The sequence below is a fragment of the [Anoxybacillus] calidus genome (assembly GCF_013760845.1).
Classification (GTDB): Bacteria; Bacillota; Bacilli; order Bacillales; family Anoxybacillaceae; genus Paranoxybacillus; species Paranoxybacillus calidus.
Genome location: NZ_JACDUU010000006.1, coordinates 197,095 through 221,394, shown reverse-complemented (window position 1 = coordinate 221,394; position 24,300 = coordinate 197,095). Strand labels below are relative to the sequence as shown.

General features: G+C 37.6%; 26 protein-coding genes, 1 tRNA gene and 1 pseudogene. 14 read left to right on the top strand and 14 right to left on the bottom strand.

The genetic code is table 11. The features are described from left to right. Nucleotides 1-29: 29 nt before the first annotated feature. Entirely contained in the window at nucleotides 30-1,907 is a 1,878-nt protein-coding gene (gene pepF / locus HNQ85_RS13055; protein ID WP_181538214.1) for an oligoendopeptidase F, read from the bottom strand. A gap of 667 nt (nucleotides 1,908-2,574) precedes the next feature. Here pepF and HNQ85_RS13050 point away from each other — a divergent pair. Together HNQ85_RS13050 and HNQ85_RS13045 are read left to right on the top strand one after the other, a co-directional pair. Continuing rightward, the gene (locus HNQ85_RS13050; protein WP_181538149.1) at nucleotides 2,575-3,477 is read left to right on the top strand and encodes an aldo/keto reductase; all 903 of its coding nucleotides are present in this window, start codon (nucleotides 2,575-2,577) and stop codon (nucleotides 3,475-3,477) included. A gap of 66 nt (nucleotides 3,478-3,543) precedes the next feature. Beyond that, on the top strand, nucleotides 3,544-5,700 hold the full coding sequence (locus HNQ85_RS13045) for a DNA topoisomerase III (protein ID WP_181538148.1): 2,157 nt from the start codon (nucleotides 3,544-3,546) through the stop codon (nucleotides 5,698-5,700). Nucleotides 5,701-6,157: 457 nt separating this feature from the next. Here the strand turns inward: HNQ85_RS13045 and HNQ85_RS13040 are convergent, their stop codons facing one another. Continuing rightward, the gene (locus HNQ85_RS13040; RefSeq protein WP_181538147.1) at nucleotides 6,158-6,589 is read right to left on the bottom strand and encodes a GNAT family N-acetyltransferase; all 432 of its coding nucleotides are present in this window, start codon (nucleotides 6,587-6,589) and stop codon (nucleotides 6,158-6,160) included. A gap of 208 nt (nucleotides 6,590-6,797) precedes the next feature. On the opposite strand from HNQ85_RS13040, the pseudogene HNQ85_RS13035 reads away from it, so the two are divergent. Continuing rightward, a pseudogene (locus HNQ85_RS13035) lies at nucleotides 6,798-7,258 on the top strand (helix-turn-helix transcriptional regulator). Nucleotides 7,259-7,402: 144 nt separating this feature from the next. After that, entirely contained in the window at nucleotides 7,403-8,401 is a 999-nt protein-coding gene (locus HNQ85_RS13030) for an SDR family oxidoreductase (RefSeq protein ID WP_181538145.1), read from the top strand. A gap of 74 nt (nucleotides 8,402-8,475) precedes the next feature. On the opposite strand, the gene HNQ85_RS13025 is transcribed toward HNQ85_RS13030, so the two are convergent. Both HNQ85_RS13025 and HNQ85_RS13020 read right to left on the bottom strand, forming a co-directional pair. Further along, on the bottom strand, nucleotides 8,476-8,694 hold the full coding sequence (locus tag HNQ85_RS13025) for a hypothetical protein (protein ID WP_181538144.1): 219 nt from the start codon (nucleotides 8,692-8,694) through the stop codon (nucleotides 8,476-8,478). A gap of 24 nt (nucleotides 8,695-8,718) precedes the next feature. Continuing rightward, nucleotides 8,719-9,219: a GNAT family N-acetyltransferase gene (locus HNQ85_RS13020; RefSeq protein WP_181538143.1), complete on the bottom strand. Its 501-nt coding sequence runs from the start codon at nucleotides 9,217-9,219 to the stop codon at nucleotides 8,719-8,721. Nucleotides 9,220-9,351: 132 nt separating this feature from the next. On the opposite strand from HNQ85_RS13020, the gene HNQ85_RS13015 reads away from it, so the two are divergent. Continuing rightward, complete coding sequence (locus HNQ85_RS13015) at nucleotides 9,352-9,828, top strand: GNAT family N-acetyltransferase (RefSeq protein WP_181538213.1); 477 nt, start codon at nucleotides 9,352-9,354, stop codon at nucleotides 9,826-9,828. A 157-nt stretch (nucleotides 9,829-9,985) separates the two neighbouring features. Then, nucleotides 9,986-10,444, top strand: a complete 459-nt coding sequence (locus tag HNQ85_RS13010; RefSeq protein WP_181538142.1) for a VOC family protein — start codon at nucleotides 9,986-9,988, stop codon at nucleotides 10,442-10,444. Between the two features lie 227 nt (nucleotides 10,445-10,671). On the opposite strand, the gene HNQ85_RS13005 is transcribed toward HNQ85_RS13010, so the two are convergent. Further along, complete coding sequence (locus HNQ85_RS13005) at nucleotides 10,672-11,424, bottom strand: L,D-transpeptidase family protein (protein ID WP_246326867.1); 753 nt, start codon at nucleotides 11,422-11,424, stop codon at nucleotides 10,672-10,674. A 938-nt stretch (nucleotides 11,425-12,362) separates the two neighbouring features. On the opposite strand from HNQ85_RS13005, the gene HNQ85_RS17865 reads away from it, so the two are divergent. Further along, nucleotides 12,363-12,494 carry a transposase gene (locus HNQ85_RS17865; RefSeq protein WP_281363466.1) on the top strand — a complete coding sequence of 44 codons (132 nt, stop codon included), beginning with the start codon at nucleotides 12,363-12,365 and terminating at the stop codon, nucleotides 12,492-12,494. A 291-nt stretch (nucleotides 12,495-12,785) separates the two neighbouring features. Further along, the gene (locus tag HNQ85_RS17860) at nucleotides 12,786-13,547 is read left to right on the top strand and encodes an IS3 family transposase (protein WP_281363465.1); all 762 of its coding nucleotides are present in this window, start codon (nucleotides 12,786-12,788) and stop codon (nucleotides 13,545-13,547) included. Nucleotides 13,548-13,838: 291 nt separating this feature from the next. Here the strand turns inward: HNQ85_RS17860 and HNQ85_RS12995 are convergent, their stop codons facing one another. The 3 genes from HNQ85_RS12995 to HNQ85_RS12985 all read right to left on the bottom strand — a co-directional run bounded on the left by HNQ85_RS12995 (nucleotide 13,839) and on the right by HNQ85_RS12985 (nucleotide 15,452). After that, a complete protein-coding gene (locus tag HNQ85_RS12995) occupies nucleotides 13,839-14,630 on the bottom strand; it encodes a DUF817 domain-containing protein (RefSeq protein WP_181538140.1) in 792 nt (263 codons plus the stop codon). Nucleotides 14,631-14,737: 107 nt separating this feature from the next. Then, on the bottom strand, nucleotides 14,738-14,959 hold the full coding sequence (locus HNQ85_RS12990; protein WP_015593591.1) for a helix-turn-helix domain-containing protein: 222 nt from the start codon (nucleotides 14,957-14,959) through the stop codon (nucleotides 14,738-14,740). 10 nt (nucleotides 14,960-14,969) lie between these two features. Then, nucleotides 14,970-15,452, bottom strand: coding sequence for a DUF2975 domain-containing protein (locus HNQ85_RS12985; RefSeq protein WP_181538139.1), 483 nt, complete (start codon nucleotides 15,450-15,452; stop codon nucleotides 14,970-14,972). A 778-nt stretch (nucleotides 15,453-16,230) separates the two neighbouring features. Here HNQ85_RS12985 and HNQ85_RS12980 point away from each other — a divergent pair. The 4 genes from HNQ85_RS12980 (at nucleotide 16,231) to HNQ85_RS12965 (ending at nucleotide 18,397) form a co-directional block, all read left to right on the top strand. Then, on the top strand, nucleotides 16,231-16,698 hold the full coding sequence (locus HNQ85_RS12980) for a helix-turn-helix domain-containing protein (RefSeq protein WP_181538138.1): 468 nt from the start codon (nucleotides 16,231-16,233) through the stop codon (nucleotides 16,696-16,698). A 771-nt stretch (nucleotides 16,699-17,469) separates the two neighbouring features. Further along, nucleotides 17,470-17,541 (top strand) — tRNA-Gln (locus HNQ85_RS12975). Between the two features lie 124 nt (nucleotides 17,542-17,665). Beyond that, on the top strand, nucleotides 17,666-18,136 hold the full coding sequence (gene rraA / locus HNQ85_RS12970) for a ribonuclease E activity regulator RraA (RefSeq protein ID WP_181538137.1): 471 nt from the start codon (nucleotides 17,666-17,668) through the stop codon (nucleotides 18,134-18,136). Nucleotides 18,137-18,211: 75 nt separating this feature from the next. Further along, the gene (locus HNQ85_RS12965) at nucleotides 18,212-18,397 is read left to right on the top strand and encodes a hypothetical protein (RefSeq protein WP_181538136.1); all 186 of its coding nucleotides are present in this window, start codon (nucleotides 18,212-18,214) and stop codon (nucleotides 18,395-18,397) included. Nucleotides 18,398-18,525: 128 nt separating this feature from the next. On the opposite strand, the gene HNQ85_RS12960 is transcribed toward HNQ85_RS12965, so the two are convergent. Beyond that, nucleotides 18,526-18,675 (bottom strand): hypothetical protein, encoded by a 150-nt coding sequence (locus HNQ85_RS12960; protein WP_181538135.1) that lies wholly within the window; start codon nucleotides 18,673-18,675, stop codon nucleotides 18,526-18,528. Between the two features lie 18 nt (nucleotides 18,676-18,693). Then, nucleotides 18,694-18,927, bottom strand: coding sequence for a DUF3892 domain-containing protein (locus HNQ85_RS12955; RefSeq protein WP_181538134.1), 234 nt, complete (start codon nucleotides 18,925-18,927; stop codon nucleotides 18,694-18,696). Between the two features lie 71 nt (nucleotides 18,928-18,998). Here HNQ85_RS12955 and HNQ85_RS12950 point away from each other — a divergent pair, with 71 nt between their 5' ends. Continuing rightward, nucleotides 18,999-19,679 carry a methyltransferase domain-containing protein gene (locus HNQ85_RS12950; protein WP_181538133.1) on the top strand — a complete coding sequence of 227 codons (681 nt, stop codon included), beginning with the start codon at nucleotides 18,999-19,001 and terminating at the stop codon, nucleotides 19,677-19,679. A 16-nt stretch (nucleotides 19,680-19,695) separates the two neighbouring features. Here the strand turns inward: HNQ85_RS12950 and HNQ85_RS12945 are convergent, their stop codons facing one another. From HNQ85_RS12945 to HNQ85_RS17855, 3 genes are all read right to left on the bottom strand, one after another. Then, nucleotides 19,696-20,691 carry a metal-dependent hydrolase gene (locus HNQ85_RS12945; RefSeq protein WP_181538132.1) on the bottom strand — a complete coding sequence of 332 codons (996 nt, stop codon included), beginning with the start codon at nucleotides 20,689-20,691 and terminating at the stop codon, nucleotides 19,696-19,698. An 18-nt stretch (nucleotides 20,692-20,709) separates the two neighbouring features. Further along, a complete protein-coding gene (locus tag HNQ85_RS12940) occupies nucleotides 20,710-21,852 on the bottom strand; it encodes a diglucosyl diacylglycerol synthase (RefSeq protein WP_181538131.1) in 1,143 nt (380 codons plus the stop codon). Between the two features lie 252 nt (nucleotides 21,853-22,104). Continuing rightward, nucleotides 22,105-22,191 (bottom strand): YjcZ family sporulation protein, encoded by an 87-nt coding sequence (locus HNQ85_RS17855; RefSeq protein ID WP_281363470.1) that lies wholly within the window; start codon nucleotides 22,189-22,191, stop codon nucleotides 22,105-22,107. An 837-nt stretch (nucleotides 22,192-23,028) separates the two neighbouring features. On the opposite strand from HNQ85_RS17855, the gene HNQ85_RS12930 reads away from it, so the two are divergent. After that, a complete protein-coding gene (locus HNQ85_RS12930) occupies nucleotides 23,029-23,286 on the top strand; it encodes a transporter suffix domain-containing protein (RefSeq protein ID WP_181538129.1) in 258 nt (85 codons plus the stop codon). Between the two features lie 81 nt (nucleotides 23,287-23,367). Here the strand turns inward: HNQ85_RS12930 and metA are convergent, their stop codons facing one another. Next, entirely contained in the window at nucleotides 23,368-24,276 is a 909-nt protein-coding gene (metA, locus tag HNQ85_RS12925; protein ID WP_181538128.1) for a homoserine O-acetyltransferase MetA, read from the bottom strand. Nucleotides 24,277-24,300: the final 24 nt, after the last annotated feature.

Below are 24,300 nucleotides of genomic sequence, written 5' to 3'. Positions count from 1 at the left end.
GATAGCCAGCCCCTTATGGATTCGTTTCGTTATTTTATTTTTCCTTGTTTCCGTAAAATTTGCTCCATTTCTTCAATAAGGGAACCAAAGTAGCGTAAAAGATTTGTAATCGGTTCTGAGGAAGTCATGTCAACTCCTGCTTTTTTTAGTAATGAAAGTGGTTCATCGGACGTGCCGGCACTCAAAAACTCAAGATAGCGTTTTGTCGCTGCTCCTGTCTTGTCTTCATTCATCTGTTTTACGAGTTCATATGCCGCAGCGATAGCAGTTGCGTATTTATATACATAAAACTGGTCATAAAAGTGTGGGATGCGAAGCCAGCCGAGTGCTGCTTCCTTGTCGGTTTGATAAGCATTTCCATAATATTTTCCCAACAATTTGAGCCATAAATCGTTTAATTCCTCTGCTGTTAAGCTTTCTCCATGGCGTACTTTGTCATGAATCTCTTTTTCAAACTCCGAATACATCACTTGTGTGTAAACCGTTCCTCTTATTTGATCAATTTGTTTGTTTAATAAGTAAAGTCTTTCTTCCTCTGTTTTTGCTTTGCCGAGAAGATAGTTCATCATGAGTAATTCATTCGCTGTCGAGGCCACTTCCGCCGTAAAAATCGACTGACCAGAGTTATAATAAGGCTGCTTTTTGTTGGTATAAAGAGAGTTCATGGCGTGGCCTATTTCATGAGCAATTGTCAACATTTCATCAAGCGAGTTGTCATAATTAAGTAAAATAAAAGGGTGCGTGTCATATGCTGACGTATTATAACCGCCTGTATATTTTTTATCGCGTGGAAAAATGTCTAGCCAGCGATGCTCAAACGCATATTTGACGTTTGCCACATATTCTTTTCCAAGCGGTTTTAGCCCTTCAAGAATAACCGTTTGCGCCTGTTCAATTGGGAATTTCATTTTTTTCGCAACCGCCTCGTTTACAAGCGGGACATACATATCATATCCATGTACTTTGTCTATATGAAGTACGTTTTTGCGCAACTCGATATAACGGTGCAAATAATGAAGATTCTCATTGACGGACGATAAAAGATTCGTAAAAACATGTTTCGGTACATCGTCAGCTGATAAAGCGGCATGAAGGCTGGATTTGTAACGCCGCGCTTTTGCGTACAGTTCGTCTGCTTTAACAGAAGCATACAATGTCGCAGCAGATGTGTTTTGGATGGATTGATAACTCGAAAAAAATGCTTTAAAAACGCGTTTTCGATATTCGCGGTCTGGATGCTCTAGCTCGGCCAGATAGTTTCCTTCTGTTAATTTGATGCTTGTACCGTTTGCATTCTTTATAACCACTGGAGTGTAGTCGCCGCGTGAGGCATTGTTATAAATGTTTTCTGGGTCATTCGTCATTGGGGCGAGTTTGGCAAGCAATGCTTCCTCCTTTTTCGATAGAGTATGTTGCTTTCTTTTTACTATGCTTTCCATATAGCGGGCATATTGTTTCAACTCGCGGCTTTTTTTTAGAGCATTTAATTTGTTTTTTGGCATTGCCAAAATTTCTGGTTCCATAAAAGCGGTTGCTGCGGCGTATTCCGACGCGAGCTTTTCTATTTTTGCCTTAAGATGTGCCGCTTTTTTGTCTTCAATGTTCAAATCTTGCTTTAAGTGAGCGTACAAAGATAGTTTTTCAATTTTGCGGGAAATGGCTTCGTTTAGCTGTAAAAACTCTACTAATTTTGTTTTTTTACTCAATAAGCCTCGATAAGCTGAGATTTTGGAAAGCATTTTGGAAACTGTTTCATAATCTTTATCAAAATCCGCTTGTGACGGGTAAATGTCGGCTAAATTCCACGTATATTTTTCATTGTTTTGTCTTGTCGATGGATGCTCTTCGGCGCTTGTTTTTGTAGGAAGTGCTCCTATTCCGACTGATAGCGAAATCACCAGCAACATGGTTTGTAGCTTTCTTATTTTTAGCGAAAATAACCTCTTGTTCAACGTTTTCATGGTGCTTCTGTCATCCCCTTCCTTTATTTTCCCGCATGTATGTAGTATGTGTCAGAAAAAGAGACTTAATCGATGATAGGCTAGAAAATTTTTTTGCTAAGAAGGTATATGTGCCCGTGGAGTCAAATTCAATCTATATACAATGTTAAAGGGGAGGTCCGAATGGATCGTACATTCAGTCGTGGGTTTTGGGTGTCTAGTTTGGCGCAGTCATACCGTTATTTCAGCACATCGCTTGAAAAAGAATGAATGAAGTTTCGTTTGTAACGGGAATGTCGAGATTTATTTTAAGAAAGTGGATGATTCGCTGTAAAAAAGATATATTTGCCCCTAAGCAGGTGATATAAAGAAGCGATTGAGGATGTGTATCGGTTTTGGTAGGAACCAAACACTCGAATGATTCCCGAATCAGTGGAAGGAAGTGCTGAATTATTCGGAAGGGTACTATACAGTCGAGTTTTACGATCTTGATGGCTATATTTTGGAAGGAGCTTATACATCAAATGTGGAATTTGTTAAAAGGCTGCAACGATTTATTCAATTTACAATTCCTAGGTTTTGTTACATAATAAAAACTTGTCTATACATAAAAACAGCATACGGAGGAATGAAAATGGAACGAATCCGCTTGGCAGAAGACTTATCGTTTTCCCGCCTTATTCATGGCTTATGGCGTCTAGCAGAATGGAACTATTCAAAAGAAGAAACGTTAAGCCTCATTGAGTTTTGTTTAGAAAATGGAATTACGACATTTGATCATGCCGATATTTATGGTAGTTATACATGCGAAAAATTATTTGGCGATGCCCTTAAGCTAAAGCCAGAATTACGAGATCAGATGGAGATTGTGACAAAGTGCGGCATTAAATTAGTCTCAAAGAATCGCCCTAATCACCGAATCAAACATTATGATACTAGCAAAAAACATATTATCGAAAGCGTTCATCGTTCGCTAAAAAATTTTCAAACGGACTATATTGATGTACTATTAATTCACCGCCCGGACCCATTTATGAATCCAGAAGAAGTAGCAGAGGCATTTACACAATTAAAGAAAGAAGGGAAAGTCCGCTATTTCGGAGTGTCGAACTTTAAACGTTCGCAATTTAATATGTTACAGTCATATTTAGATTTTCCATTAGTGACTAATCAGATTGAAATATCTGTCTTTAATCTTGAAAATATGGAAGACGGTACATTGGATTTGTGCCAAGAAAAACGAATTCCACCGATGGCATGGTCGCCGCTAGCGGGAGGAAAAATTTTTACATCTGAAGATGAAAAAGTTGTACGCCTTCGCGATACATTAGAAAAAGTCAAAGAAGAAATTGGAGCACGCACGATCGACGAAGTTATGTACGCATGGCTATTGGCGCATCCGGCGCGTATTATGCCGATTGTTGGCTCAGGAAAAGAAGAGAGAATTGAAAGAGCAGTACGCGCCTTATCCTTGTCAGTGGATCGTCAGCAATGGTTTGAAATTTTGCAAAGCTCAAGAGGACATGAAGTGGCTTAAGCCAAAATGATGTCCGAAGTGTGTTATGTTTCATGTATATGTTTTATAAAGCTGAGGAGAAAAAGTATGAAAGTAATTATCGCTGAAAAACCGGACCAAGGAATCACGCTCGCCTCGCCATTTCAATCAAAAAAACATGATGGCTATCTTGAAATTTTTCCGAATGAACTATTTCCGAAAGGAGCATACATGACATGGGCGGTCGGTCATCTTTTCCAACTTGCCCCGCCCGAGCATTACCGTCCGGAATGGAAGCAATGGACGATGGAGACGTTACCGATTATACCTGAACAGTTTCAATACGAAATCGAAAAATCGAAAGCGAAACAATTTAAGATTATAAAAGAATTGCTAAGAAAACCGGAAGTGACGGAAATTATTCACGCCGGTGACGCCGGGCGTGAAGGAGAACTAATTGTTCGAAATATTATCAAAATGAGCGGCGTGAAAAAACCGATGAAGCGGCTCTGGATTTCTTCGTTGACACCGAAAGCCATTTATGAAGGATTTAAAAGCTTACTAGATGAAAGTGAAACAAGAAATTTATATTATGAAGCATATGCAAGGGCATGCGCCGATTGGTTAGTCGGCATGAATGCTTCAAGAATTTACAGCATTTTATTGAAAAAGAAAGGAATGAACGACGTATTTTCCGCCGGGCGTGTCCAAACACCGACACTAGCGTTAATCGTGAAGCGTGAAAAAGAGATTGAAAATTTTAAGTCAGAACCATTTTGGGAAGTGCTGGCGACGTTTAATATAGACGGGAAGCAATATGAGGGGAAATGGGTAAAAGATAATGACTCCCGCTTGAAAGACAAAGAATTAGCAAAGAAGATAGCAGAGTTTTGCCGGAATAAAGCGGCCGAAGTGAAAGAAGTGAAAACGGAGCGAAAAGAGTTTCAGCCGCCGCTTTTATTTAACTTGTCATCGTTACAAGCAACGGCAAACAAACTGTATCAGTTTTCTCCGAAAAAAACGCTCGATGTTCTGCAAAGCTTATATCAAAAAGGAATTGTCTCGTACCCTCGCTCTGATTCCAACTATGTGACGAGAGGAGAGGCGGAAACATTCCCGGATATTTTGCAGAAAGTAAGTAGATTACCAGAATATAAAGACCTTTTTCCGCTTCCGAATCCTTCGATTATTCACAACAAACGGTATGTCAATGAAAAAAAGGTGACGGACCACTATGCGATTATCCCAACCGAACAAGTGACAGATCCTAATAAGCTATCAAACGATGAGCGGAAAATTTATGATTTAGTCGTTCGCCGCCTCATTGCCGCCCATTATGAACAAGCCATTTTTGACTATACAACGATTATTACTCTCGTCGATAAGAGAGCGGAATTTATTTCTAAAGGAAAACAGCAAATACAAGAAGGATGGCGAAAAGTCATTTTTCATCGTGACGATGAGGAAGATGTGCTGCTGCTTCCAGAAGTTCAAGAAGGGGAAGAAGGTTGTGTTGTACATGTCAAAGTGAAAGAAGGTAAAACGCAGCCACCAAAACGATATACAGAAGGTCAACTCATTACCCTTATGAAAACAGCGGGAAAGTTTCTCGACAATGAGGAACTAGAAAAAGTTTTAATGAAAACAGAAGGCCTAGGGACGGAAGCAACACGTGCCGGCATTATTACGATGCTGAAGGAACGAAAATATATTGAAGTGAAGAAAAATCAAGTGTATGCGACGGATAAAGGAAAAGTTTTAATTGAGGCAATTGGTGATAAAATATTAGCCTCACCGGAAATGACGGCAAAATGGGAGCAGCGCTTAAGCGAAATTGGTGAAGGAAAAGCATCAGCGGCAAACTTTATCGAACAAGTAAAGAAACTGTCAGCGAAAATTATTCAAGATGCGATTGAAATGTCGGAAACATGGAACTTCGCCGGCCTTGATACCGAATCCATTCAACGAACAAAATCGAAAACAACGCTTGGAAAAACGGTTGGCAAATGTAAACTATGTGACGGAACGGTAATCGACAAAGGAGATTTTTACGGCTGTTCCAATTATGCGAAAACGAAATGCTCTTTCACTATTTCGAAGATGATACTCGGAAAAAAGATTTCGCAAACAAACGTGAAAAAATTGCTGCAGAACGGCAAGACGGACCTTATTAAAGGATTTAAAAAAGGCGAGAAAACATTTGATGCCTATCTAGTATGGGACCAAGAGCAGCAGAAACTTTCTTTCTCTTTCAAAAATGAATAAAGAAATAATCAAGCCTGCTTCTTTCAGCATTCGAAAGAAGCAGGCTTGATTTATGGAAATGGAAACCTTCCGCCAGTAAAATAGGTAACATTAAAAATCATTGATAATGCCGGTGGAGATAGAATTTCCTAGATTTCTAGTGTTTTTGTTGAGGATAACCTCATTTATTTTTTAGTATCATTCACGCCCTTAGTATTTTTAATAGAGAAAAAGGCTAAAACAAGATAGGAAATAAAGCTGATGACGCTTAAACTTTTGAGTAGAGTGGTTGATTTGGTTATCAATGTCGAAATCATCGTTACTAAAAAAACAATTCCAAGTCCTATATAGAAAAAATACATTTTCATAAGTAAGCACATCCGTTCCTTATCAATGTTTTTAGGGTATAAAAACTTGTTGATTGATATTTGGGAGTGATGGAATATACTTTGTTTCTTCAATTAACTGCTTCTTGTTTTTATGTATTCATTTTTTCCATAAAGCGCTTCGGCTCTTGTAACGACATAAATCCAAACTGTTTGTAAAATTCATGGGCATCTTTTGTCGCTAAACAGAAACGTCGAACTCCAGCGACATCAGGATGCTCTAATATACATTGCAATAACCATGTACCTAATTTTTTTCCTCGATAATTTTCATCGATAAACACATCACATAAATAGGCAAATGTAGCCCCATCGGTAATGACGCGGGCCAAGCCAATTTGTACATTCCCATCAAACAAAGAAAAACAAAGAGAATGTTCAATGGATTTCATAATCGTTTCCCGCTTTCGATTGTTTGCCCAGTATGAGCGTGCTAAAAAATCACAAACTTTGTTCAAATCGACTTTGCTGCGATCGGTTGAAACAGTAAACGTTTCTTTTATATATTCTTTTATTTGAAACAAGAGAATCTCCCTTTCTCTTTTTTGAGAATTATATCCAATTCATTAAAAGATAGGCAATAAAAAATTTTGTCCATAATAATATTATTTACAATAATAAACAAAAAATGTAATATCACACTATAAGGGAATAATTTACAAAATATCATTTTTAATGCAAATAATATACTATAAAAATATTATGTTAACTTATCTTAGAGAGGTCGATTGTATGGATAAAGATCAACTGATTTACCTTCTTTCCAAAATAAGATGAAACTCATCCGTATAGAAAAAGGATATACACAGGATAAGATGGCAGAAGTGTTGGGCATTTCCAAAAAAACATTAGTACAAATCGAAAAAGGAAGAACATATGCAAGCTGGACACAAATTGTCGCTCTGTGTGCCTTGTTTCGCGACAGTGAAATCATTGAGTCTGTGCTTGGAGACCGATCGCTTGAAATACTTGAAACGATTGCCCATGAAGAAGTAGATGTACCAAAAAGTAGAACATTCGGCGAGAGAGTATGGTGGACAGAAATCAAGAAAATAGGTACTTTTCGCTTACAACAAAACGTGATCAGCAAACACTACCGTATATTAGACGAACAAAATTATCGTTGGTACAGTTCGTTTAATAAAGATGAAGCGATAAAACGGCTTGAAGAATTGGCGCGCGGAATGGTTTAAGTTCAAACATACTGGATACATAAAGCGTGGGGAGTGGAAGTAAAGAGCAACTGTTAGTAAAATGTTTTTCATAGTAATGCGTCTATTCTTTGTTTGTTCTCCATAATTATGAATAGTAAACGAAGAAAGATATGGAGGGGAAAAATGAATATTTTAGTTTTAGGTGGTACAAAGTTTGTCGGAAAGCATATTGTTGCAGAAGCTTTACGACGAGGGCATAAGGTTACCATTTTTAATAGGGGAAGCACGAACAAAGAGTTATTTTCAGAAGTCGAAAAACTAACGGGAAATCGTGATGGGGATTTACACGCTTTGTTAGGAAGAAAATGGGATGCGGTTATTGATACATGTGGCTATACTCCAAGGATTGTTAGAGCTTCCGCGCAGTTGTTAGCCGAATCATGCAGTTATTATACGTTTATTTCAAGCATTTCCGTGTACGCCGATTTTTCACAAACAAATATTGACGAAACCGCCCAGGTAGGTACGTTAGACAACGAGACAACGGAAGAGGTGAACGGAGAAACATACGGTCCGCTCAAAGCGCTTTGTGAGAAAGAAATCTTGAAGGCTTTTCCAGAAGGATCTCTTATTCTTCGTCCCGGATTAATTGTCGGACCAGATGATTATACGGACCGATTTACATATTGGCCTGTACGCATCTCAAGAGGGGGAGTAGTATTAGCTCCTGGGAACCCTGATGCTTATGTGCAATTTATTGATGTGCGCGACCTTGCTCGTTTTGCAGTGAGTTTAATTGAAAGACGGCAGAAGGGGATTTACAATGTGACAGGTCCTCTTCAACCGTTAACGATGGAACAATTTTTAGAAGAATGTAAAAGAGTATTGAAGAGTGATGCAACATTTACATGGGTAGATGAAAAATTTCTGTCTGAGAAAGAAGTGGCATATTGGACGGAATTGCCGTTGTTTATACCAAAATCAGCGAACATGAAAGGATTCTCTGCTATTAATATTACTAAAGCAATGGGAGAGGGTCTAACGATTCGTCCGTTGTCAGAAACGATTATCGATACGTTAAGATGGCACGAAACTCGAAATATAAGTGAAGAACAATGGCAAGCAGGCTTGAAGCCGACAAAGGAAAAAGAAGTACTAGCTGCTTGGTTTGAAAAACAGTGACATTTTAAAATAAGAACACACCATTGATTGAACTTTCTCAAAATGTGGTGTGTCCTTTTTGTATAAAATTATCGTTATTGTTTCTTGGCCATCTTTATTTTGTTTGTTGTAAACCAATAATATAGAAGGAAAACTAAGACAAACGGCATGATTGAGCCTGAAGCTTCTTTCAACGAACCGTCACGGAAAAGCTCTTGTTGATAAAAGATGAGCCAGTCAATATGAAACGAATGTCCAGATAGATAAAAAACAGCTAAGATCAATACATAGTAAAATAAACTTTTTATTTTCATGTATTACAATGCCCCCATGTTCTTTTATAAAAATAATGACATAGCGATATCATCCACATATGTACCGTCTTCTAGTTTTAATTGATTTTTAAAGCGTCCTTCTTCTTTAAATCCCAACTTTTTGTAAACATAAATCGCCCGTTCATTTGTTGCCATCACATTCAGCATGATTTTTTCGATACCATTATTTTTTGCCCATTCAAGCATTTTTTGAATCAAAAGCGTGCCGATTCCTTGATTACAGTAAGCTTCCTGCAAGTTAATACCAAACGAAGCGATGTGACGATGACGGAACTTTTTTTCACGTCGGACATTTAATGTTCCAACAATAACTCCATTATCTTCAACTACCAATATAAGATTTCCTGCTTGTTGCTGTTCAATCATCCATTCTTTTTGTTTGTCAGCGGTAACTTGAAATTCTTCCGGGGTCGTAAGCATAAATGGGCTTGTTTCTAGTATATTTTTCGTATGCGCTAATAATCCTGCAGCGTCTTCCGGTGTTGCTTCGCGAATGCTCCACATCATCAACACTCCATTTCTATTCATTAATAAGGATTAGCATGAAATATTGTTTATATTATAAAAATTATGTATATTAAATTATAAACTTGTCAAGAAATGTTGTGAAAGATTAATAGGGAAGGGAAGATGAAAATGCTTATCCGCCATGTTTCTCCCGAAGATTACCATAATATTATTCATGTTTTAAATGACTGGTGGGGCGGCCGGCAAATGGCTGATATGCTTCCGAAACTCTTTTTTATTCACTTTCAAGAAACGAGTTTTGTTGCGCTTGCTCAAGATCAAATTATTGGCTTCTTAGTTGGTTTTGTTTCGCAAACGTATCCTGATGAAGCGTACATTCATTTTATTGGTGTTCACCCGGAATACCGAAAACGAAAAATTGCATCTAAATTATACGAACTATTTTTTGAAAAAATGAAAGAAAAAGGATGCCAACTTGTGCGGTGTGTTACTTCGCCTATCAATCGAACTTCTATTGCTTTTCATACAAGGATGGGATTTGAAATAGAAACTGGCGATCGAGTGGTTGATGGGATTTCTGTTTTTTCCAATTATGATGGACGGGGAAATGATCGAGTATTGTTTGTTAAACATTTAAAGCCATAAAACTTACATGGATGATCATACAAAGGAGAGACTTGGATTTATGAATGAACAAATTGCTTTTGCAATAAAGCTGAGAAATGAAGGGAAATTGGAGGAATCTAAAGAACTACTTTTGGAATTAGTCAATCGAATTAAAAAATAGGAGGTAGTCTAAGGAATGATAAAGGGATTGTATGAAGCGCATTTGCCAGTAAGTAATCTTTCAAATTCGATAGATTTCTATAAGAAATTAGGGTTAGAGGTTGCTTACCAAAATGAAAAATTAGCTTTTCTCTGGGTGGAAAAAGGAAACAGTTGGTTAGGACTTTGGGAAACTGACAAAGTAAAAACCCCTTATCATCCCTCATTAAGACATATTGCGTTTAAAGTTGATTTGGAAGACATTAAACAAGCGAAAGAATGGTTAGAGCAGAAAGGCATTTTGGTGCGAACATCTTTTGGATTCCCGTCTGAAAAACAACCTCTTGTATTACCTAATCATCCACAAGCACATGCGGCAATTTATTTTGATGACCCAGATGGAAACTCAATTGAGCTAATTACACCTTTACGATTGGATTTTGGAGAAGATTTTGAAATGATGACATTAGAAGAATGGTTTAATAAAAAGAAATAATGTTCTCTAAAACTCTTTTTATGGTTTATTTCGAACGGGTGCTTAAATTGAAGGTTACTTATGGCTTCCAAGTTGACCATTTTTTATCGCTCTTCAATAATAGGGCGCTTTCATTTAATAAAAAGGAGAATACAGATTAGACATGTCTAATCTGTATTCTCCTTTTATTTTTAAGTTTTTTATAATTTAGGTCTTGATAAGAGTTTTCTCTATCCATGTTATTTTAATTATTTACTCTTAAGCGCTTTTTTCGTAGCCGGACCGACAATACCATCTACTGTTAGACGATGGTCTCTTTGAAATTGACGAACTGCCTGTTCTGTATTTGAACCAAAAATCCCGTCTACACCTTTCGTGTTATAACCAAGGGAAGTAAGCTTGCGTTGAAGCTCTCGAACAGCATTGCCGCGGCTTCCTTTTTTTAGGATTTCTCCATTTGTAACAGTAGGTGTGCCATGATGTGGAGTAACTTTGAAACCGTTGGCTGCCGCGATAGAGTCAAAAGATTTTCTAGAGGTTATGATAATAACAGGCGTATTGATTTTCACTCGATTAAACAACCATTCTATCTCATCATCGTACATTCGAACACAGCCACTGCTGACATACTTGCCGATGGAACTCGGGTTATTGTTACCATGAATTGCGTAAGTCGTACCCCATGTTCCTCGAGCGTTCAAACCGAGCCAACGGTTGCCGAGTGGATTGCGAGGGTCACCACCGGGAATTCTTTTCTTATAATAAGGACGGTTAACAATTTTGTTAACAATCTTAAATTTGCCTTCTGGTGTAAGCGATGGGCTTCTTCCAGTTGCGACCTTAAATACTCTTTTCAACTGGCTGTTTTCATAATAAGCAAGCTGATTGTTTGCCTTGTTAATGATAATAAACTGGCTTCCTGCGGCAGAACTAGAGGTAACACCAATACTAAAAAACAAAACAAAGGCTGACACAAAGATGATAAACCATTTTTTAATCAATCTCATCCTCCCCTTTCAAAGTTTTGAGTGCTAACAATCACTTATATATTCACTTATGTAGCGGGGAGTCACTTCCATTTATTCAAATATTATCCATTTTATGTAATATATCAATTGGTGCAGTACAATATAAGTGATCAATTTGTAGAGCAAAATCCGTCAAAACAAAAAAACAACGTCTTTTATTGATTTGATTAACAAACCAATAAAAGACGTTGCTTATCGAAAAATAACTACGATATTTAAAGTACATAAAATATTTTTTCATCTTTTTTACGCATATCGCAATATTAACACGGTCATACTGCAAAATACGTTTGATTTAACGGGATTTTTGGGCGAGTATATCAAAGTCGGATAAATTGTCGAACTTCTTAACAGAAATTCTTGAAATGATCCTGTGGTTTTAAAAGGGTGGCTAGTTGAACAAAGTTTATGTTGAATTATTTCCGAAATTTCCTTGCAGAAATTCCAAGAATATTTCTGCGGTGTCAACTTATGTAGCACAGTCAGAGAAGTAACTCATGAAGTTTCTTGCGCAGTTAGAGAGAGGACTCACGCTGCAACGACAACGAGAAGGCATCGAGATAGTAAGAAAGAGGGCAAGTTTAAAGGATGCAAGGTTGAAGTGTCCCTCGACGGAAAAAAAGAAGAGAAGGCGAAGCAGGCTCTCGAATGGTATAAAGAGGGCAAGTCGTCGGTAAGATATATTTGCAGAACGCTATCCATTGGAACAGGGACGCTCTATCGATTACTAGAACGAGAGTGGTTGCGATAATAAGGCGGTAGAAATAGCCGTCTTTTTTGGTTCTGTTTCAATGTTGATTTTTGACCACAGAAAAAGACCGAAAATAATGATATTATCCCCTTTAAGTAGACAGTGTAAAAAGCCCATTTTTAATCGTTGGGTGTTACACTATACTTGGAGGGGATTTTTCATGGCGAAAAAAGGACAAACATTTCAATCGTATACAGAGGAGTTCAAGTTACAAGCCATTCATTTGTATGAGAACGGAGGAATGAGCTATCAAGCCGTTGCAAAACAATTATTCCTAGTTCCACCCAAGTGAAAACATGGGTGAGGAAATATCGAAACGGTGAATCTCTTTCTGACCAATGCGGTAAACATACACAGGACAATCCATTGATTGGTCGTCCACGTACGATCTTTCGAAGTGTGGAGGAAGAGCGAGATTATCTGAAAGCACAGGTCGAATACTTAAAAAAGCGGTATCCAAATCTACACGGGGAGGGGAAATTCGAAAAGTAAATCGGTTCGCCATTATAGACGAGTTACGTCAAAGATACCGGTTGACGTGGTTAATTGAAATCGCTGATGTTTCTCGATCCGGATACTATAAATGGCATCACACACAAGAGGCGCGAGAAGCACGGCAAAAACGAGAACAAGTCTTGAAAAGGAACATATCATGGCTATCCACCGTACACGCCCATTCTACGGGGATCCACGAATGAGAATAGCGCTTCAAAAAGAGGGCTTGCGAATCAATCATAAACGTGTCTACCGACTCATGAAAGAGTTGAACATCCAATCTGTCATCCGAAAGAAACGGCGCTATTTTGGGACAAACCCGTCCGTTGTACATCCGAACCGCTTGAATCGAAAATTCCAAACCCAATCCCCTAATCAGGTGTTTGTCACGGATATTACGTATGTGGCATTGGAGAACCAATTTTATTATTTATCAGTGGTACAAGATCTGTATAACAATGAAATTGTCGCTTGGAAGGTCTCATCCCGGAATGACCTTTCCTTAGTGATGGACACGGTAGAAGAATTACAGCGAAATCGAACCGTGCAAGGAGCCATCCTGCATTCTGATCAAGGGTTTCAGTATACATCCAAACAATATAATCATTGGATGGAGAAGTATGGAATGTTAGGCAGTCATTCACGGAAAGGAAACTGCTTGGACAATGCTTGCATCGAGTCCTTTTTTTCCCATCTTAAAACAGAAACCTTCTATTTTTCAGGATGTAAAACAGAGGAAGAACTTCTACAAACCATCGCACAATACATCTGGTTTTATAATCATGAACGCTTTCAGAAAAAACTCAACCAGTGTGCACCGATAGAATACCGGAACACACTGGTTGCTTAGTCTTTTTTATAACTGTCTACTTGACAGGGGTAAGACCAATAAATGGTCTTTTTATATCTTGTTCAACTATCGCACCCCTATAGTTTAAGTGAATATTTTCACAAGAACCCCTAATAAATACATTGCGGCATTAAAAGCTATTTATAAAGAAAAAAAGCAACAATTCGAACGTTGCTTTTTCAAATTTATCTTATTCGGAATTTTGTACGCTAGGAGAACTTAAACCCTAAAAAAAGTCGAATTCCTTACTATGCTAAGGATCCGACTTTTTTAAAAGAGGGTTCTTAACAGTTATAAAAATTGACTAGTAGCTATCCTAGTGGAATTTTTTTCCTTAACCTGCTTTAACGTCGCTACTATAAGAATGCTAACAATCACTAATAAGAACCATGAACTCACCTTTCCTAGATGAACGAGACTCCATGCATCGGTTTGGTTTGGATATTCCCAAGCTCCAAAGAACGTTGCGATATTTTCGGCTATCCATATAAAAAATCCAATGAGCACAAAAGAAAGTGCGAGTGGCATACGGTAACGAGTTCCATCAACCTCGAATGTGACCCATGATTGCCAAAAGACGATAATTACAAGTCCAGATAGCCACCAACGAACGTCAATCCAATAATGGTGGATGAAAAAATTCAAATAAATCGCAGCTGCAAGAGGTACAACTACCAAAAACGGTGGCCACTTAACCAGTTCAACCTTAAACCTCCTCCACGCTTGGCACAGATAACTCGCTACACTTGCGTACATGAATCCGCTATACAAAGGCACTCCAAAAATTTTGAAATATCCTTCCTCTGGATAAGACCAGGAGCCCATATGTACTTTGAAAAGTTCAAGAGCAAGTCCAATAAGGTGGAACAATGTGATAACCTTTAGTTCATCCCGTGTTTCAAGCCCAGAACGCACCATCCACCACTGCATCAGAAGGCAGATGATGAGCAGCCAGTCATACCGTGGTAGGAAGGGAAGTGGCATAATTTGTGTAAAAGCCAAAGAGGCAAAAATAACGACAGGAAACAAACATGATAGGGCCTGCTCCCAACCAAAACGAACGAGTTGTTTTAGTGCTCTCATGATTTGTGCCTCCAAAGGTTTTTTCTGAATATATGCAAGTCCTGCTTAGTATAGTAGCTATCTCACCGCCGAATGACTTTCTTTTCCTTTCAATGTTTCCTACTTTATTAATCTTGGGTGTCTTCATCACTTCGGTATTCTAAAATATCTCCAGGTTGACACTCTAATGCTTTACAAATTGCCTCTAAAGTTGAAAATCGAATCGCTTTTGCCTTTCCGTTTTTCAATATAGAAAGGTTAGCCATTGTTATTCCAACCCTCTCCGAGAGTTCTGTTACGCTCATTTTCCTTTTAGCCAGCATCACATCAATATTGATTATAATTGCCATTGTTTTCACCTCAGACTGTTAAATCATTTTCTGATTTTATATCGATGGCTTCTTGTAAAAGCCTTTGGAGAACAGCAGCAAAGACTGCAATAATCGTTGAAGCAAAAATAATGCCCAATCCGATTAGCATGATACCTGGGGCGTCTTCTAACTTCGCAACGTTATAGAAGAATGGCAAACCCGGCACATACAAGATACTGATTGTGATGGCACTGTATTTTATATTCTTTAAAGCCTTTACAGATAATTCCGAGAAAGCTTTGTTCTTGTCAATATAACTTAAAAGTTTAAAAGCCTGATACAGAGCGAAGAAAAATGGTATCGCCGATACATACATAACTATTAAAAAGCCATATAGTACATAAGCGAACTCCGAATTACTTTCTGCTGCTTCTTTAGCTAACATAGGCAACCCAAATATACATAAAGCAAGAACTGGAGTTCCGATAATAAAAACAGCTATTTTTAAAAACAATGTTGATCCTTGTTTCATAAAAAGCACCTCTCCTATTTATTTTCAATTTGATTTTAACAGGATATTTATCGTTTTGCAATAAATTATTATCGTTTTTAATTATATTCTTATTGTTATATAAATATCCTTTTAATTTTAGACAAAGATAAAAAGCATTCCTCATTACAAAGAAATGCTCTATAACTTCAAGCTATTCAATTTATAACTTGTTCAACTAAACTGCCCCGTTAATTGAACAAGAGATTAAACGATTAAGATCGACTTTTTTAACGGTCCGAAACGAAACACAAACGAAATCGATTTTTATTATCTCATCGCTACGAGTCGCAGGGAATTGGGATGGCATTCACAGAGGCTCGAGAGGTATATAAATTTTTAGCATTGATTTTAAGCCGTCTATCGCCTGTTTTGAAAGGTTTTAGACGTTGCGAAGTTTGTGTATTCGGAGGAGAATACTCGTTTTAAATTGGGCTTCTATGAGGTCGTTGTACCCCAAAAAGACCCCATCTCGCTTCCCCTTCTGCTAGTGCTCACAAATTACGAGCACAAATTTTTACCTTGTGGGGACATACGAATGTCATAGCGACAAATAAAAAACACCCCCTCTCGCAGCATAACGAAAGAGGTCTCTTTGCCTCCGAGTGCCCGTATTTGGAGGCAGGCGATAAAATGTCCCGAGTAGTAAAACGACGATAGTTTTAGCTTACTATATGCGATTAAATGTATCAAACGTAAAAACTGCCTAAAGTACACGGGAGGACTTCGAGCCTTCCGAATCTACTTTAGGAGGGAAAGTATGAAAAAAGTGTATGATAAAACACAGGCGGAGGGAACTTTCATTCGTTTACCTTCCGACCTTCGAAATTATATCTACATGCCGAATTTTAAAGCTGAAATGTGTTATTTGTACGGGCTAATAGTTGATTATTATAACGCTGATTGGGGATACGCATTCCCAAGTGTTAATGAGTTAGCATTTGCTTACGGAAAGAGCGAAAAAACAACGTCGGAACACTTAAAGGTTTTAGAGGAATGCGGTCTTATCAAGAGAAGTAGAACAACCAAAAATAATATATACATCCCGTACTACCCATTAAGTAAAAATGAACTATTTAAAAAATTTCCAGAAGCAAAAGCTAACTATGAGAAAGCATTAGCAAAGCGAGACGAAGAAAAAGAACGCTCGAAACGCAATCTCGAGAAATATAAAAGCAAAAGGGAGGAAACGATAATAGATATGGAAAAGTTAGATGAATGGTTTTAGAAGTAATTTTTACGCATAGAAGCATGTAAAAACTTCATTTTTAATTCGTAACTTTTACCGTTTAACTAGATTTATTAACTAGAATTAATATTCCACTAACGAAGTTAGAACTTCGTTGAACGCAAAATATTGCGTTCTAAATTAAATAATAATTTTTATATTTGAATATAAGCGCAGGAAAGGGATGCGATATAAAGAGATAAACACGATTAATAGACCGTTATTAAATTAAGATACCTCGCTGCCTCCTGCGTTTTTTATCCCCATCCTTTTGCGTTCCATGTAAAACGTGATTTAGCCGAAAATCAGTTAACTTTAAAGGAAATTGCCGACAAGCACGGCGCAAAATATAAGAGGGTAGACGATATAATAAAAGAGGGAATAACGATAAAAGACGCAAAAAACGAAACGGGTGGAAATCCCGTTATTTTTTTATCTTTTTTACGCATATTGTAATATCAACATGGTCATACTACAATTGAATACGTTAGGTACACCGCTTAACTACATTGGCAGTTATCGCAAAGTACGTTTGATTTAACGGGATTTTTGAGTGAGTATGTCAAAGTCGGATAAATTGCCGAACTTCCTAACAGAAATTCTTGAAATGATCGTGCGGTGTTGAGTCAAGGAACATGATATTGTGTTTGTAAGATAAACTAAGTCAATGTCGGATGATTTCCCCAATTTCCTTCTGAAATTCGGGAAATCATCCTGCGATGCTAACTCATGTAGCATATTCAAAGAAGTGATTTCATGAAGTTATATCATTGGGCTATAGCCAAGCGGTAAGGCAACGGACTTTGACTCCGTGATGCGCTGGTTCGAATCCAGCTAGCCCAGTCGCATTCAGGCAAAGCGATCAACAAGCTTTGCCTTTTATTATTTTCTGAATTTTAAAGGAATTTGTTTCTTGGTTGTCTAAATATACTTATGTATGAATCATGATGGGGAAGGGGAATACATCGTGAAGACAGCTGATTTATGTGATCAATTTTTAGAGCAGCTGCAAGTTTGTAAATTATCGTTAAATTCTTATGGGGGAAAAAAAGAATTTTCAGGACCGATTGCCACAGTAGAGGTATTTGAAGATAATGTGCTTGTTCGTGAAGCACTTGAGACGGTTCCGAAAGGTTCTGTTCTTGTTGTCGATGGAAAAGGTTCACGAAATTGCGCTCTTTTAGGGGATCGTCTTGCGCAAATTGCCTGCGAGCGTGAATTAGCTGGAGTGATTATCAACGGATGTATTCGTGATTCAGCAGAAATAGCGATGATGCCGCTTGGCGTGATGGCGGTTGGAACTTGTCCGGTAAAAAGTAAAAAAGAAGGAAAAGGGAAACGGGATGTTGTTCTTGAATTTGGTGAAGTACGCTGGACGCCGGGTTCGTATGTTTATGCTGATAGTGATGGGATTGTTATTTCTGAATTACCGTTATAAGAAGCTAATCACGAAATGAATACATGAGATCAATCAAATCATCGCATGCTATCCATAAAGGAGGGATAGCAGTATATGAAAAAACACGAGGACAAAAGTGTAATTACAAATGAACCTTTAGAAAGAAACGAAATGACAGAAGATGAAACAGCCATGGCGGAATTTAGTATAAATGCATCATTCTATGCGAATGATACACATTCAGACATGCCACCAACCTATATAAACAACAACACTCCAGCAATTAAGATTTCAAAATAAAGACAAAAAAAGCTGACCTTAAAGAAAAGTGTCAGACTTTGCAACCACCATATATAGGATAAAGAATACTATATATGATGGATTTCGCGTGAGGTCAGACACTTTTTGGGTCAGCCCCTTCTCAGCTTTTAATCATTTAAGTCACTTTTATCTTTTTGTGATTTATTACGCTTATTGCCTTTACTGTTGTCACCACTAATCGCTTCTTGTGAAAAAATGGATGGATCTTGTTGTGGTGAATTTTGGTTCATGCTTCCTTTATTATACTTTTTTGTCATGATGAACCCCCTTTTTGTTTAGAAAAATGTAGGTAAGTTATCTAAATTGTTTGCCTGAACGCCATCAGCATTGCTGCGAATATAATGTTCACCGTCTTTGCCTGTAAAAATATTGACGCCAGTAATCGCACCGTTTTCTATTTCCATTAATGCTTTTCGATACGATAGCACTCGTCCTGAAGAAGTTTTAAAATTAATAATGTCACCTTCGTGGTTTTTTTGTACAGCGACGAACGTTTCTTGTTGACCCATAATCAGTCACTCCTTTTCATCTTTTATCATCTCCGGTAAGGAAATTTTTATACAAATGAGGTGCTAAACTTGTGAAGACGTTTAATTGGCATAAAGAAGCAGAAAAGAGTTGGGATGAACGTGCGCACTTTTGGAATCAGAGCAGTGAAGAAATGTGGGAACATGGCAGCCGTAAAACCATTGTTCCGTTTATTTCAAAGTACATACCAAAAGGAAGCTATATCGCTGATTTAGGATGTGGAGACGGTTATGGTTCTTGGAAATTATCTCAAGTTGGATACCATGTTGTTGGCATTGACTTCTCAAGCGAGATGATTGAAAAGGCAAAGGCGAGAGGGGAGAATGAACAGCTCCAATTTCTCCAAGGAGATTTAACGAAATTACCATTTCCAGACGAAACATTTTCTGGAGCGATGGCAATTAACTCGATTGAGTGGACAGAGAGGCCGCTTGAAGCTCTTAATGAAATGAGAAGAGTGTTAAAAAGCGGACATCTCCTTTGTGTCGGGTTGCTTGGTCCAACTGCTGCTCCAAGAATGAACAGTTATCGCCGCCTTTATGGGGAGCCGGTTATTTGCAATACGATGATGCCGTGGGAATTTGAAAAATTGGTACAAGAAAATGGCTGGGAGCTTGTTGACGGTCAAGGTGTTTACAAAAGAGGCGTTTCTGAGAAAATGGTTGCTAATCTTCCTACTGAATTAAAACAGGCATTAACGTTTATGTGGTTATTTATGTTGCGCAAAGTGTAACAAAAAATGCTTCCGTCTATGACGGAAGCATTTTTTGATGATTAGACAGCTGTAATTTTTTATACAATGTTTTGTTTTCATAAATCCAGCCAGTGTACGAGGATAAGATGTTTCCTTCTTGATTTAATGATACGACAGCGATATAAGGATACGTCTGTTTATTGCGAAAACGTAAATCAAACCAACGGACTTCATAACCATAATCTTTTTCTGTCACTTGAGTATACGCATAATCCGTACTCGCCAAATAATCTTGTACCTTTTGATCTTTGCTGGCATTCTCGATGAGATTTTCATTTTTCATTTGTTTAGAAAATGCATCGTGCCACTCTACTTTTTTATAGTTGATCGTTCCAGTATAAATCATGTTCTCTGTGTCAACAATAACATCCCATTTCCACCATCGTACGGTTGGAATGAGTGTATACTTTCCGTCCAAATTCACTTCATTTTTCAGCCATGCTAAAGTACGGTTATAACTGGATAAGCGTTCCAATAAATAACCAAAGATCATTAAATAAACAACACTAAAAGTATATTCTGGATGGAAGCCGACAAACAACAATGCAAATCCGATGATGTGTAAAACAAATATAAATGGGTCAAAAAGAGGAATGCAGTTAAAGGAAATCCACTTTTTTGAAAACGGTCTCGCCGCTTGCGTGCCATATACATTAAACAAATCGAAAAATACATGTAAGATGACAGCTAAAAGCGTCCAAGTGAACAAATGGACTGTATTAATAGAAGGTGAAAAAGATGTAAGGATTCCAGTAATCGCAAAAGCCCACAACGGTATGACAAAGATCGAATGGGAACTGCCGCGATGATTGCGATAGTATGAGCTATTGCCTTTTATTTTATAAACGATATCAAAATCAGGAGCGTTGGAGCCAATAACAGTTGCGAACGTTACCGTTAAAGCCATTTCTGAAGACGTGGAAACATGTGGGTCAAGATGAGCTAGACACGCAAGGCCAAGACCCATCGTTGTATGCGTTAATGTGTCCATCGTTTTTCCTCCCTAACGTTACGATAAATTGGCGAAACGCTTTAGTTTTAATTGTTCAACCGTATTTGAAATATCATGGATGATGTTTTTCGCGGAATGAGGTTTGTGAATTTGTCTCATAGCGTTTTTCATTTCCAACAATGCTTCCTCGTTATTCAATAAATAGGAAATCGTCATATAAATATCTTCTAGCTGATTGGCGATTACAGCTCCGCCTTTGCTCGCAAAATATTGTGCATTTTCTTTCTCCTGCCCAGGCACTGGCTTGTAAAGAATCAATGGTACTCCTAATGCGGCCGCTTCTGTAAGCGTTATACCGCCGGGCTTTGTAATCATACAAGTCGTGATACGAAACAGTTCATCCACGCGCTCGAGATAACCAAATACACGTAATGGATCTGGAAATTTTTTTGTTAAAGGTTCTAGTTCAAGCATAAGCGATGTGTTGTTGCCGCATACAACTACAATTTGTGAATCCGTCTGTGTTAACAGCGTTTCGCATATTTCTTTTACATTTTTTAAAACCCCATGAGCGCCAGCCATAATGACAATTACTTTTTTGGCCGGTGATAAATGATATTTTTTAAATAAGGATGAAGGTAAAATTTGCTCTTCAAATACGGGACGAATTGGTATTCCTGTTGTCTCAATGATGGATTCAGGAATGCCAAAGTCAACAATTTTTTGCTTTAAATCTTCTGTGGCAACATAATATTTATCAATTTCTGGATGAAGCCAAATTTTATGCAAACAATAATCCGTTAGCACGTTAAATATTGGAATAAAGATTCCGCTGCGGCGGCGGAATTCCGGAACAACAATCATTGGAAACGTATTGATAATAAAGTCGGGTCTTTCCGCTTCAATGAGAGAAATAAGGCGTTTTTTTCCAAAATTGTAGTACCAGTTTAAAATTTTTGTATGATACATTTTATTCATTCCGTAATAGAAAAAACGGTAAAGTGGTTTTCCGATTGTATATGACTTTAAATACAAATACTCTGTAATATCGTTTACAAGAGGATGGGCTTCAGCAAACAAATTAGAAATGATCACTTCGTTAATTCCCTGTTTATGACACTCTTCTTTAAGCGTTTTTGCCACTTGAATATGCCCGTTTCCATAGCTTGCTGTTAAGATAAGAACCTTTTGTTTTTCCATTGTCACCGCTCCTGTTTGGATAGTGAAAGAAACCTTTTTTATAAAAATAGCAAACAAATGTTAGGATAATATGAAGTGAAACAAAGAAAAGTTCAAGAAATATGTAAAAAATCTGTAAACAAATAAAGGCGTCTCATAAAGGTTTGACGCCTGAGAATCCAACAGAGTTTGGATGCTCATTAACATTCGAGACGCAGGAGTCTAAACCTTTGAGACAGCCCTTCACTTTAGGGACCGTATTTCAATGGTTATCTAATAACTCATACATGTACAGCCAACAATAATGAATAAAATAAACAACATGACAATGAACGCAACATTGTTTCCGGAAGAACTCATCAAATATTCATTTCTATATATAATACTTATTAAATAAGCGATGGAAAGGTAATGGTTGAAAGCGGGAAATTCAATACATAGTGAACAAATCTCAGAAAATAGGAAGAACCCAACCAAACTTGGCAGGGTTCTCTAAATGTTAACTGGCAACATATTTTTCCTCCCATTTATGCCGCCATTTATTTCTTCTCTCCATTCGAGGTCCTTTATAAAGATGTTTATATTTTTTCCAATGAGTTTTCCATTGTTTCCGTCTTTCCGAGCGCACAATGAATCATCCTTTCTATGTTGTAAGCTTTCTATTCTATTATTCTATAATATAATAACTATTCGTGAATAGGTTTGTCGAACCCTTTGACGATTATTGTCGACTTACATGAAGTTTTAAAAGAATATGGCGAACGATGTTTTTGTGCTGGCGAATCACGGTGTGACATTCACTAATTCTCGATTATACACATTCTCGAAAGATAGGGCAATAAGCGGTTATATGACAATAAAGTTATATGGAGGTAAAAAGAAGTATTTGAGTAGGTGAACATACAACAAAACCTTAAAATAAAGGCGAGGAAGCTTTTCATTTTATGTAAAAAGAAAGGTGTCGACAGTTCGGGCGTTAGTTATATGGAAAGGCTATCTTTTAGTGTTTTTATCAGCAACGGAATTCGCGTTTATCACCATTTTTGCCTTTATGCCAGTGGATGACAGTAATAAAAAAACAGTAAAGACCGCCAGTTAATGAAAGTTTTCTTATTTTGTTTACTACTGATGATTTGGAAGAATATATTATATTATAATTATTTAGTCCACTCAACTTATGAATAAGGGGAATTTATGATGTGGAGGAAAATAGCAAATAAACGAGTAGGTTGGGCTTTTATCATTATCTCAACAATATTTTGGCTAATCCCTTTTGCGGTGCCGTTTTTGCCGTTTTCAACAACCATAAAAGTGGGGATTGCAGGTGTTTCGGTAGTCATGGCGGAAGTGTTGTTTTGGCTTGGTGCAGTCATCGTCGGAAAAGATGTCGTGGAAAAATATCGAAAATCGCTGTTCAAATGGAAGAAAAGAGAAAAAGAGAACGACCAGTCATAAAAAAATGAGGTTGTCTCGTAAGGGATTGGCCCTTTTGAGATCACCTCATTTTTTTATCTTAAGTATAGAAAGAGAAAAGAATTATTCCCACTCATACGGCGTTTCCTGATATACATAATAATTCAACCAGTTAACAAATAACAAGTTTGCATGTGAACGCCAAGTATTGCGAGGTTCTTTTGTCGGGTCGTCGTCAGGAAAATAGGATTCTGGAATTTGAATCGGCAACCCTTTAGCGAGATCGCGTTCGTATTCTTCCTTTAAAGTTGTAGCATCGTATTCTGGATGTCCCGTTAAGAAAATTTGTTTGCCATCGTTTGATGCAACAAGGCAAATACCTGCCTTTTCAGATGAAGATAAAATCGTTAAATCAGGTACTTTTTCAATATCTTCGCGTAATACGTCCGTGTGACGGGAATGAGGAACACGATATATATCATCGAAACCACGCAACAGTTTGACATTTTTCTTTTCTACCTGATGTTCAAAGATACCGAAACATTTTTGCGGCAGCATATATTTTGGGACGCCATAGTGATAGTAAAGACCTGCTTGTGCTCCCCAGCAAATGTGCAACGTGGATGTCACATTTGTTGTTGTCCATTTCATAATTTCTGTAAGTTCTTGCCAATATGTAACTTCTTCGAACGGTAAATGTTCCACAGGTGCACCTGTAATAATCATACCGTCATATTTGCGGTGGCGAATTTGTGGGAACGTTGTATAAAACTGATTAAGATGATGTTTTCCCGTTGTTTTTGCCTCATGTGTTTCCGGACGCAAAAATGTAATGTTCACTTGAAGAGGTGAATTTCCTAACAAACGCAACAGCTGTGTTTCTGTTTTCACTTTTTGTGGCATTAAGTTAAGTATCACTATATTTAATGGGCGAATGTCTTGGGAATACGCACGGTCTTCATCCATCACGAAAATATTTTCTTGTTCTAATACCTCTTTAGCCGGGAGATTTCGGGGAATATTAATTGGCAAGGATACTCAACCTCCTTTTCTTTT

What these genes read in the sequence shown, in the direction of transcription:
- HNQ85_RS17860 (WP_281363465.1), top strand. Translation starts at nt 12,786, where the DNA reads ATGGCATCACACACAAGAGGCGCGAGAAGCACGGCAAAAACGAGAACA.
- pepF (WP_181538214.1), bottom strand. Translation starts at nt 1,907, where the DNA reads ATGTTGCTGGTGATTTCGCTATCAGTCGGAATAGGAGCACTTCCTACA.
- HNQ85_RS13050 (WP_181538149.1), top strand. Translation starts at nt 2,575, where the DNA reads ATGGAACGAATCCGCTTGGCAGAAGACTTATCGTTTTCCCGCCTTATT.
- HNQ85_RS12985 (WP_181538139.1), bottom strand. Translation starts at nt 15,452, where the DNA reads ATGAAACAAGGATCAACATTGTTTTTAAAAATAGCTGTTTTTATTATC.
- HNQ85_RS17865 (WP_281363466.1), top strand. Translation starts at nt 12,363, where the DNA reads ATGGCGAAAAAAGGACAAACATTTCAATCGTATACAGAGGAGTTCAAG.
- HNQ85_RS12995 (WP_181538140.1), bottom strand. Translation starts at nt 14,630, where the DNA reads ATGAGAGCACTAAAACAACTCGTTCGTTTTGGTTGGGAGCAGGCCCTA.
- HNQ85_RS17855 (WP_281363470.1), bottom strand. Translation starts at nt 22,191, where the DNA reads ATGAGTTCTTCCGGAAACAATGTTGCGTTCATTGTCATGTTGTTTATT.
- HNQ85_RS12990 (WP_015593591.1), bottom strand. Translation starts at nt 14,959, where the DNA reads ATGGCAATTATAATCAATATTGATGTGATGCTGGCTAAAAGGAAAATG.
- HNQ85_RS12980 (WP_181538138.1), top strand. Translation starts at nt 16,231, where the DNA reads ATGAAAAAAGTGTATGATAAAACACAGGCGGAGGGAACTTTCATTCGT.
- HNQ85_RS13015 (WP_181538213.1), top strand. Translation starts at nt 9,352, where the DNA reads ATGCTTATCCGCCATGTTTCTCCCGAAGATTACCATAATATTATTCAT.
- HNQ85_RS13025 (WP_181538144.1), bottom strand. Translation starts at nt 8,694, where the DNA reads ATGAAAATAAAAAGTTTATTTTACTATGTATTGATCTTAGCTGTTTTT.
- HNQ85_RS12965 (WP_181538136.1), top strand. Translation starts at nt 18,212, where the DNA reads ATGAAAAAACACGAGGACAAAAGTGTAATTACAAATGAACCTTTAGAA.
- HNQ85_RS13030 (WP_181538145.1), top strand. Translation starts at nt 7,403, where the DNA reads ATGAATATTTTAGTTTTAGGTGGTACAAAGTTTGTCGGAAAGCATATT.
- HNQ85_RS12945 (WP_181538132.1), bottom strand. Translation starts at nt 20,691, where the DNA reads ATGGACACATTAACGCATACAACGATGGGTCTTGGCCTTGCGTGTCTA.
- HNQ85_RS12940 (WP_181538131.1), bottom strand. Translation starts at nt 21,852, where the DNA reads ATGGAAAAACAAAAGGTTCTTATCTTAACAGCAAGCTATGGAAACGGG.
- HNQ85_RS13010 (WP_181538142.1), top strand. Translation starts at nt 9,986, where the DNA reads ATGATAAAGGGATTGTATGAAGCGCATTTGCCAGTAAGTAATCTTTCA.
- HNQ85_RS12960 (WP_181538135.1), bottom strand. Translation starts at nt 18,675, where the DNA reads ATGACAAAAAAGTATAATAAAGGAAGCATGAACCAAAATTCACCACAA.
- HNQ85_RS12955 (WP_181538134.1), bottom strand. Translation starts at nt 18,927, where the DNA reads ATGGGTCAACAAGAAACGTTCGTCGCTGTACAAAAAAACCACGAAGGT.
- HNQ85_RS13020 (WP_181538143.1), bottom strand. Translation starts at nt 9,219, where the DNA reads ATGTGGAGCATTCGCGAAGCAACACCGGAAGACGCTGCAGGATTATTA.
- HNQ85_RS12930 (WP_181538129.1), top strand. Translation starts at nt 23,029, where the DNA reads ATGTGGAGGAAAATAGCAAATAAACGAGTAGGTTGGGCTTTTATCATT.
- HNQ85_RS13045 (WP_181538148.1), top strand. Translation starts at nt 3,544, where the DNA reads ATGAAAGTAATTATCGCTGAAAAACCGGACCAAGGAATCACGCTCGCC.